This window comes from Pseudomonas sp. EGD-AK9 (assembly GCF_000465935.2).
In the GTDB taxonomy this organism is placed as follows: Bacteria; Pseudomonadota; Gammaproteobacteria; order Pseudomonadales; family Pseudomonadaceae; genus Aquipseudomonas.
This window is the reverse complement of the sequence record NZ_AVOF01000098.1, coordinates 1-8,997: the sequence shown is the minus strand read 5'-3', so window position 1 is coordinate 8,997 and position 8,997 is coordinate 1. Positions and strand designations below refer to the sequence as shown.

6 protein-coding genes are annotated in these 8,997 nt (G+C 68.0%); 1 reads left to right on the top strand and 5 read right to left on the bottom strand.

Translation table 11 applies throughout. The annotated features are described in order from the left end of the window. From N878_RS05545 to N878_RS05530, 4 genes are all read right to left on the bottom strand, one after another. Nucleotides 1-1,604: transglutaminase family protein (locus N878_RS05545; protein ID WP_021442688.1), on the bottom strand; the 1,604-nt coding region annotated here is incomplete at its 3' end. 154 nt (nt 1,605-1,758) lie between these two features. Beyond that, nucleotides 1,759-2,865 carry an SO2930 family diheme c-type cytochrome gene (locus N878_RS05540; protein WP_031302799.1) on the bottom strand — a complete coding sequence of 369 codons (1,107 nt, stop codon included), beginning with the start codon at nt 2,863-2,865 and terminating at the stop codon, nt 1,759-1,761. Next, nucleotides 2,862-4,106, bottom strand: a complete 1,245-nt coding sequence (locus N878_RS05535) for a parallel beta-helix domain-containing protein (protein ID WP_021442686.1) — start codon at nt 4,104-4,106, stop codon at nt 2,862-2,864. Before N878_RS05535 ends, N878_RS05540 begins: the two co-directional genes overlap by 4 nt. Before the next feature lie 151 nt (nt 4,107-4,257). Continuing rightward, the gene (locus N878_RS05530) at nt 4,258-6,546 is read right to left on the bottom strand and encodes a YgiQ family radical SAM protein (RefSeq protein ID WP_021442685.1); all 2,289 of its coding nucleotides are present in this window, start codon (nt 6,544-6,546) and stop codon (nt 4,258-4,260) included. A gap of 202 nt (nt 6,547-6,748) precedes the next feature. On the opposite strand from N878_RS05530, the gene N878_RS05525 reads away from it, so the two are divergent. Further along, complete coding sequence (locus N878_RS05525) at nt 6,749-8,632, top strand: diguanylate cyclase (protein ID WP_021442684.1); 1,884 nt, start codon at nt 6,749-6,751, stop codon at nt 8,630-8,632. Nucleotides 8,633-8,635: 3 nt separating this feature from the next. On the opposite strand, the gene N878_RS05520 is transcribed toward N878_RS05525, so the two are convergent. Then, nucleotides 8,636-8,997 (bottom strand): alanine racemase C-terminal domain-containing protein (locus N878_RS05520; protein WP_031302797.1); only part of this gene is annotated, 362 nt, incomplete at its 5' end.

Here is an 8,997-nt window from a genome sequence, read left to right as displayed (position 1 = left end):
AGCGGCAGGCGGTAGCCTAAGGCCGAGTCGCCCGGCAGCAGGCGGCAGTGCTCGTCGCGCAGGAACCAGCGGCCGCTCTGCCAGCCGGCGCCGTCCACCCGCCGCGCCAGCGGCAGCACCTGGCCGACCACGGCATCGAGGCCCTGGTCGAACACCTTGCGCAGGCGCTCGCGCTCCAGCGCATCGCTCAGCCGCGCATCGTCCGGGGTGACGTTGTCCGGCAGCTTGCGCTCGCGCCACAGGTAGTAGAACCAGTCCTCGTAAGCTGGGAAGACGCATTCGCCGTCCACATCCAGGCGCGCCGCCAGGGCCGCGAGAAAGTGCGCGGCGGTGTCGGCGTCGGCGCCGTAGCCGCGCGTTTCGTCAGCCAGCAGCCTGGGTTCGTGCCAGATCGGCTCGCCGTCCTGGCGCCAGAAACAGTTCAGTGACCAGCGCGGTAGCTGCTCGCCCGGGTACCACTTGCCCTGGCCGAAGTGCACCAGGGCCTTGGGCGCATAGTGCGCGCGCAGGCGGTGGAACAGCTCGGCGGCCAGGCGCCGCTTGTTCGGCCCCAGCGCGGCGGTGTTCCACTCCTCGTCGTCGGGGTAGTCGAGGGCGACGAAGGTCGGCTCGCCGCCCATGGTCAGGCGCACGTCGTGGCGCTGCAGGTCCTCGTCGATCTGCCGGCCGAGGGCATCGATCGCCTGCCACTGCGCCGCGCTGTAGGGCTTGCTGACCCGCGGCGCCTCCCAGATGCGCTCCACCTGCATCTGGTGCTCGAACTCGCATTCGCACTCGTCCAGCGCGCCGGAAATCGGCGCCGCCGAGGACGGCTCGGGGCTGCAGGCCAGCGGGATATGGCCCTCGCCGGCGAACAGCCCGCTGGTGGGATCGAGGCCGATCCAGCCGGCGCCGGGCAGGTACACCTCGCACCAGGCGTGCAGGTCGGTGAAGTCCTGGTCGGTGCCGGAGGGGCCGTCGAGGGCTTTGACGTCGGCGGTCAGCTGGATCAGGTAGCCGGAGACGAAGCGCGCCGCCAGGCCCAGGTGGCGCAGCAGCTGCACCAGCAGCCAGGCCGAGTCGCGGCAGGAGCCGGAGGCCTTCTCCAGGCTCTGCTCGGGCGTCTGCACGCCCGGCTCCAGACGGATCAGGTAGCGGATATCGCCGGACAGCCGCTGATTCAGCGCCACCAGAAAATCCACGCTGGCCGTGGGTGCGCGGTCGATGCTGGCCAGGTACTCGGCGAACTTCGGCGTGGCCGCCAGCTTGACCAGGTAGGGCGCCAGCTCGCGCTGCTCGCCCTCGGTGTAGGCAAAGGGAATGCGCTCGGCATAAGGCTCGAGAAAGAAGTCGAAGGGGTTGAACACCGCCATCTCGGCGACCAGATCCACCTCCACCCTGAGCTCGCGGGTCTTCTCGGGGAACACCAGGCGCGCCAGGTAGTTGCCCTGCGGGTCCTGCTGCCAGTTGACGAAGTGCTCGCCCGGCTCGACCTTCAGCCCGTAGGAAAGGATGCGCGTGCGGCTGTGCGGCGCCGGGCGCAGGCGCACCAGCTGCGGGCCGAGGTTCACCGCACGGTCGTAGCGGTAGTGGGTGACGTGGTGCAGCGCGACATGGATCGACACGGCGGCCTCCTGCAAGCCTGGACGACCTGCCAAGCCGCGCAAGACTTATGCCAGGGGCCGGGGCGCCTGTTTCGCGGGCTCGCCAGCGCACCCGGCCCTCAATCGGAGCAAGGCCTGCACCAAGGCCGAATCGACGCACAAGATTGGCGCAGTCTCAGCACTCGCCGTCCAGGCTGGCGATCCAGCGGTCGATCAGCTCCAGCCCCTCGCGATGGACACTGGAGCGGCCTAGCTCGGGCATCATGATGCTGGGGTCGGTACTGTGCAGGCGAAAACTCAGCACCGATTTCTCCGGCGCGCCGGGGTGGATATCCACCAGGCGGTCGCCGGAGCCCTTGCCCGCCGCCACCGGTTGCTTGCACAGGCCATAGGCGATGCCCAGCGGTGTATCCGGGTCGAGATAGAGCCCGGAGGTGCGCCCCGGCCCCTCGCGGTTGTGGCAGTGCGCGCAGTTGGCGTCCAGATAGCTGCGCGCCTGCGCCTGCACCCCCTCCCCCGCACGCGGCTTGCCCCACAGGGCGTTTTGCGGCACCTCGGCCAGGTCGCGCGGCAGCCCCTGCAACAGGCCCGCGGCCTGCCAGCGCTGCAACTGGTTGGCCAGCCCCTCGGCGTAGGCGAAATCCTTGTTCAACTGGCGCGCCTTCGGCCCCAGCGGCGCCACGCCCTTGCCTGCCTGCTCCTCATGGCAGCCGGCGCACTGATTGGCATCCGGCACCTGGTAGTCGACCGCCAGCACCTCGCCGCGCTCGTCATGCAGTCGCAGATCGAAGCTGGCGCCGGCCCAGTCCAGGGTCGCCTCGCGCTGGGCGGCGTCCCACACATAGGGCAGCGTCACCCAGCCCTGCTCCTGGCGCAGCAGGATACGCGTCTCGATCAGCCGCACCCGCTTCAGCTCGACCGCCTCGGCGCCCTGCTGCTCGCTGCGCAGCAGGCGGCCCTGGGCATCGCGCGGGTAGTAGAAGGTCTTGCTCAGCACGGTGCCGACGGGATAGTCGAAGCGCGCCTCGGCGTACTGCGCCTGGCTGCCCACGGGCATCCAGAGGGTGCGCAGCTTGTGCGCGTAGTCGGTGAACAGCGGCGTATTGAGGTCGTAGGGCAGCACACCGGCGGCCGGCTGCAGCCGGCCGTCGCGTTGCTCCAGTACGCCCCAGGCGCTGAGTAGCTCGGGATAGTCCTCGCCGCTGGGCAGATGCAGCGGAGCCCGCTGCTGCTCGCAGGCGCCGAGCAGCAGTGCGGCGATCACCAGCCAGCCACGCATCATGCGTCCTCGCCCGCCTCGGCCAGCGCCGCCTGCAGCTCCACCGCCGGCAGGCGCGGCAGTTCGCAGCGATGCGGCGTAATGTCAGTGCTGATGTTCTTGTAGCCGCCAGGGCCATCGACGTTGACGATGCCGGCCTCGCCATTGTCGATGCAGATGGCCAGCTGGGCCGGCAGCTTGCCGTCCACCAGCTTGTCCGGGTTGACGTAGCCGTCCCAGAGAATGTCCGGCAGACGGCCGTTGAGGCCGAACTTGGCCAGCTTCAGCGCCTTCAGCTCGAGGTTGTCCGGGCTGTCGCCGCCGGGGCCGAAGCGGTTGCCGTGGATATGGATGGCTTCCGGATAGGGATCGAAATCCTCCTCGGTGGAGAGGTCGCTGTAGCCGGTGCTGAAGTAGCTGCTGACGATGACGTTGGCGGTGCGGTGCTCGCCGATGTCGTTGTCGAAGATCTCCACCTGGTCGTTGGAGTTGATCACCACCCCCGAGCCGGCCGGAATGCTCGCCACCGGCGTGCCCTTGTGCCCGAAGTTCTTGTGGTTGTTGCCCTCGACCCTGTTGCGGTAGACCCGCGTGGTATGCCCCGGCTGCGGCAGGTTGGGCATGTTGAATACCAGGATGCCGCCGGTATTGCCGGTGGCGAGGTTGTCATGGACGTCGGCACCGATGGTGTTCTCGATCTCGATGCCGGCGACGTTGCGCTCGGCGCGGCTGTTGCGCACCACCACGTTGCGCGACTGGCCGACGTAGATGCCGGCGTCCGAGGCGCCGATGGCCACCACGCCGTCGACCAGCACGTTCTCGGTCTGCACCGGGTAGATGCCGTAGGCGCCGTTCTCGGTGGCCGGGCCGTTGGTCCACTCGGTGCGCACGCGGCGGATGATGATGTTCCGGCCGCCGGCCACCTTGAGCGCGTCGCCCTTGCTGTCCTCCAGGGCCAGGTCCTCGATGGTGAAGTCCGAGGCGTTCACCAGCAGCCCCTCGGCGCCGGACTTCTGCCCCTTGAAGTTGAGGATGGTGCGATCCATGCCGGCGCCGCGCAGGGTCACGCCGCTGACCTTGAGGCTCAAGCCGCGATCGAGCTGAAAGGTACCGGCGGGAATCTCGATCACCTCGCCCGGCTTGGCCTTGATCAGCCGGGTCTGCAGCTGCTTCTGGAAGTCCAGATCGGCCGCGGGCGGCGGCGACTCGCTGCAGGCGGCGAGCAACAGGGACAGGGCGAGCAGGGATGGCGCGGCACTACGCATGACGGACTCCGGCGTTGTTCTTATATTTTGGAACTATAGTTCCAAATAGAGCGCAAACCAAGCCGGTCGCGGGGCAGGAGCGGTTTTAGCCGCGAATCCAGACCCCAGGCAGCAGATAGGACAACGCCAGCACGAGGCTGGCGTTGCGATGCTAGCGCGGCGCTACCGGGCGCGGCTTCTTCTTGCCGCCGCCCCCGGCCTTGCCGCCCTTCTTCTGCTCCTGCAGCTTGGCGAAGGCCGCCGCCTTGGCCTGCTCGCGCTTGTCCCAGGGCTTGCTGCCGTCGCTGGCGCGCGGCGGCAGGCCGTTGTGCTGGGTGAGCATCTTGCCGCCAGCCCCCGCCTTCTTGCTGCCGGCCGGCGTCGAGTTCTTGCGTCGCGCGCTGTGGTACTCGTCGACCTGCGGCTGGTGCGCCGGGATCAGCTGATGCTTGCCGGGCCCGATCAGGTCGCTGCGCCCCATGCTGGTCAGCGCCTCGCGCAGCAGCGGCCAGCCCTTGGGGTCGTGGTAGCGCAGGAAGGCCTTGTGCAGGCGGCGCTGCTGCTCGCTCTTGACGATGGTCACGCCGTCGCTCTTGTAGGTGACCTTGCGCAGCGGGTTCTTGCCCGAGTGGTACATGGCGGTGGCGGTGGCCATCGGCGAGGGATAGAAGGCCTGCACCTGGTCGGCGCGGAAACCGTTGCGCTTGAGCCACAGGGCGAGGTTGAGCATGTCCTCGTCGGTCGTCCCTGGATGGGCGGCGATAAAGTAGGGGATCAGGTACTGCTCCTTGCCCGCCTCCTTCGAGTACTTCTCGAACATCTGCTTGAAGCGGTCGTAGCTGCCGATGCCCGGCTTCATCATCTTGTCCAGCGGGCCGCGCTCGGTGTGCTCCGGGGCGATCTTCAGGTAACCGCCGACGTGGTGGGTGACCAGCTCCTTGACGTACTCGGGCGACTCCACCGCCAGGTCGTAGCGCAGACCCGAGGCGATCAGGATCTTCTTCACCCCGGGCAGGGCGCGGGCCTTGCGGTACAGCTCGATCAACGAGCTGTGGTCGGTATTGAGGTTCTCGCAGATGCCGGGGAACACGCAGGACGGCTTGCGGCAGTGCTTCTCGATCTCCGGGTCCTTGCAGGCGATGCGGTACATGTTGGCGGTCGGCCCGCCGAGGTCGGAGACCACGCCGGTGAAGCCCGGCACCTTGTCGCGCATTTCCTCGATCTCGCGGATGATCGAGTCGTGCGAGCGGTTCTGGATGATGCGGCCCTCGTGCTCGGTGATCGAGCAGAAGGTGCAGCCGCCGAAGCAGCCGCGCATGATGTTCACCGAGAAGCGGATCATCTCGTAGGCCGGGATCTTCTCCTTGCCATAGGCCGGGTGCGGCACGCGCGCATAGGGCATGCCGAACACGTAGTCCATCTCCTCGGTGGTCATGGGGATGGGCGGCGGGTTGAACCAGACGTCCACCTCGCCATGCCTCTGCACCAGGGCGCGGGCGTTGCCCGGGTTGGTTTCCAGGTGCAGCACGCGGTTGGCATGGGCGTAGAGCACCGGGTCGTTGCGCACCTTCTCGAAGGACGGCAGGCGGATCACCGTCTTGTCGCGGGTCATGCGCGGGCTTTCGAGGATCTGCACCACCTTGGCTTCGTTGGGGTCTTCAACCGCCCCCTTCTCCTGCTCGATGGCGCAGGCGGCGGTGTCCTGGGTGTTGACGTAGGGGTTGATGATCTTGTCGATGCGCCCCGGGCGGTCGATGCGGGTGGAGTCGACCTCGAACCAACCCGCGGGGGTGTCGCGACGGACGAAGGCAGTGCCGCGGATATCGGTGATGGTCTCGATCGACTCGCCGCGCGACAGGCGCTGGGCCACCTCGACCACCGCGCGCTCGGCGTTGCCGTAGAGCAGGATGTCGGCGGTGGCGTCCATCAGGATCGAACGGCGCACCTTGTCCTGCCAGTAGTCGTAGTGGGCGATGCGGCGCAAGGATGCCTCGATACCGCCGAGCACCACCGGCACATGGCTGAAGGCCTCCTTGCAGCGCTGGCTGTAGACCAGGCTGGCGCGATCCGGGCGCTTGCCGGCCAGGCCACCGGGGGTGTAGGCATCGTCGCTGCGGACCTTCTTGTCGGCGGTGTAGCGGTTGATCATCGAGTCCATATTGCCCGCCGCCACGCCGAAGAACAGGTTCGGCTCGCCGAGCTTCATGAAATCGTCTTTGCTGCGCCAGTCCGGCTGCGCGATGATGCCGACGCGAAAGCCCTGGGCCTCGAGCAGGCGGCCGATGATGGCCATGCCGAACGAGGGATGGTCGACGTAGGCATCACCGGTGACGATGATGATGTCGCAGCTGTCCCAGCCGAGCTGATCCATCTCTTCCCGGCTCATCGGCAGGAAGGGTGCGGGCCCGAAACACTCGGCCCAGTACTTGGGATAGTCGAACAGCGGCTTGGCGGCTTGCATGTTTTTTGATCGATCGGGCTCTCGAAGGGGCGCGGATCATAGCATAAAAAGTGATCAACCCACCCACCCCGGCGGCGCCAAATCTTTTGTGATCACGACCCTGGCCAATGGCTATACTCGGAGCCAGAAACCAAATCCGGCGGCCGCCAGACGGCCCGGCACAAGGGGTAAGCGGGTGGGGCGTTTTCTCTCTCCGGGACTGATGATCCTGATCCTGGCCTGTTGCTGCGGTTGGGCTACTGCCGCGCCCATTACCCTGGACGCCGGCAGCAGCGGCCTGTGGCTCAACGACCGGATCGAACTGCTGGAAGACGTCGGCGGCCAGCTGAGCATAGCCGACATGGCCGATCCCGCCGTGCAGGCGCGCTTCGTGCCCGCCGAGGGCCGCGCCACCGTCGGCCAGAGCCGTAACCCCTGGTGGATCAAGGTCAGCCTGCAGCGCAGCGCCGACGCCCCGCGCCAATGGTGGCTGGAAAACGCCGGCATCACCATCTACCGCCTGCAGCTGTACCTGCCGGACGGCCAGGGCGGCTGGCACGAGCGCCAGACCGGCGACGCCGTGCCCTATGCCGAGGGTCGCGATTACCCCTACCGGCGCATGCTGTTCAAGCTGCCGGAGCTCGGCGAACAGCCCCTGACCCTGTACTTTCGCAGCCTCGACCCCGGCGGCAACTCCTTTCCGCTCAAGGTCTGGCAGCTGTCCGACCTGGAGCAGCAGGCCAGCCGCGAGAACCTCGGCTTCGGCCTGATCTACGGGGTGATACTCGCCCTGCTGCTGTACAACCTGTTCATCCTCATCGCCCTGCACGACAAGGCCTACCTCTGGTACGTGCTGGCCACCGCCTGCGTGCTGGTGTTCATCCTCAGCATGACCGGCCACGGCTTCCAGTACCTCTGGCCCGGCAGCGCGGTGCCGTTCTGGCTGGATCGCATCACCCTGCCCTCGCTCTGGGGCATCTTCGTCATGCGCTTCACCCAGGAGCTGCTCTACACCAGGCGCGGCCTGCGCTGGCCGCACCAGTTGCTGAATGCCGGCTGCGCGCTGTACGTCGTCGCCATCCTCGTCAATGCCCTCGGCTACCGCGCCGAAGGCGCGCTGATCATCGCCCTGACTCCCATCGTCACCGTGCCCGCCGCGCTGTTCAGCGCCGCCATGCGCGTCTACCAGGGCTTCTTTCCGGCACGCTTCTACCTGCTCGGCTACGGCGCCGTGCTGGCCAGCACCCTGGTGCTGGTGATGCGCGCCGCCGGGCTGATCGAGCCGGGCAACTTCACCGCCTACCTGTTCCCCATTTCGGTGGCGGCCGAGACCATCCTGTTCTCCTTCGCCCTGGCCTACCGCATCCAGATGCTCAAGCAGGAAAAGGCCGAGGCGCTGCAGCAGGCCGACCGCGAGAAGACCGCGCGCCTGGCCCAGGTGCAGGCCAGCGCCGACGAGCTGCAGGCCGCAGTAGCCGCGCGCACTGCCGAACTGGCCGCGGCCAACGCGCGCCTGTGCCTGCGCGAACGCGAACTGGAACACGCCGCCTTCCACGATCCGCTGACCGAGCTACCCAACCGCCGCTACCTGGTCGAGCGCTGCGAATCGGCGCTGGCCCATGCCGAGCGGCACGGCGAAAGCGTGGCGCTGCTGCTGATCGACCTGGATCACTTCAAGCCGATCAACGACCGCTTCGGCCATGCCGCCGGCGACCTGATGCTGCAGGTGATCGCCAAGCGTCTGCGCGAACACGTGCGCGCCGGCGATGCCGTGGCGCGCCTGGGCGGCGACGAGTTCGCCGTGCTGATCTGCGGTCAGGACGCGGAAAACCAGGCCCGCGACATTGCCGCGCGCCTGCTGGCCGACCTCTCCGAGCCGGTGCACTACGGCGCCGAGCGCCTGCGGGTGACCATCAGCATCGGCGTGGCGCTCTACCCGCTGCACGCCCGCCACTTCGCCGGGCTGTACAAGGCCGCCGACCAGGCGCTGTATCGGGCCAAGGAACTGGGCCGCTCCGGCTCGCAGGTGCACGGCGAAGGCGGCGAGCTGAGCGAGCAGGCCTGCCTGCAGCTGGATGTGCTCAAGATACCCAGCGGCCTGGCCTGAACCTCAGCCGATATAGCGCCGCGGCACGCGTGCGGTGACCTTGGTCAGCAGCTCGTAACCGATGGTGCCGCAGGCCGCCGCCACCTCGTCCACCGGCAGGGTTGTCCCCCACAGCTCCACCGGCGAGTCGATACCGGCCTCGGGCAGGTCGGTGATATCCACCGTCAGCATGTCCATCGACACCCGACCGGCCAGCGCCGCGCGCCGGCCCTCGACCAGCAGCGGCGTGCCGCTGGGGGCATGGCGCGGATAGCCGTCGGCGTAACCGCAGCTGACCGTGGCGATGCGCGAGGGTCGCTCGGCCACCCAGGTCGCGCCGTAGCCGACGCTCTCGCCCACCGCCACCTCGCGCACGGCGATCACCC

What these genes read in the sequence shown, in the direction of transcription:
- N878_RS05540 (WP_031302799.1), bottom strand. Translation starts at nt 2,865, where the DNA reads ATGATGCGTGGCTGGCTGGTGATCGCCGCACTGCTGCTCGGCGCCTGC.
- N878_RS05535 (WP_021442686.1), bottom strand. Translation starts at nt 4,106, where the DNA reads ATGCGTAGTGCCGCGCCATCCCTGCTCGCCCTGTCCCTGTTGCTCGCC.
- N878_RS05530 (WP_021442685.1), bottom strand. Translation starts at nt 6,546, where the DNA reads ATGCAAGCCGCCAAGCCGCTGTTCGACTATCCCAAGTACTGGGCCGAG.
- N878_RS05525 (WP_021442684.1), top strand. Translation starts at nt 6,749, where the DNA reads ATGATCCTGATCCTGGCCTGTTGCTGCGGTTGGGCTACTGCCGCGCCC.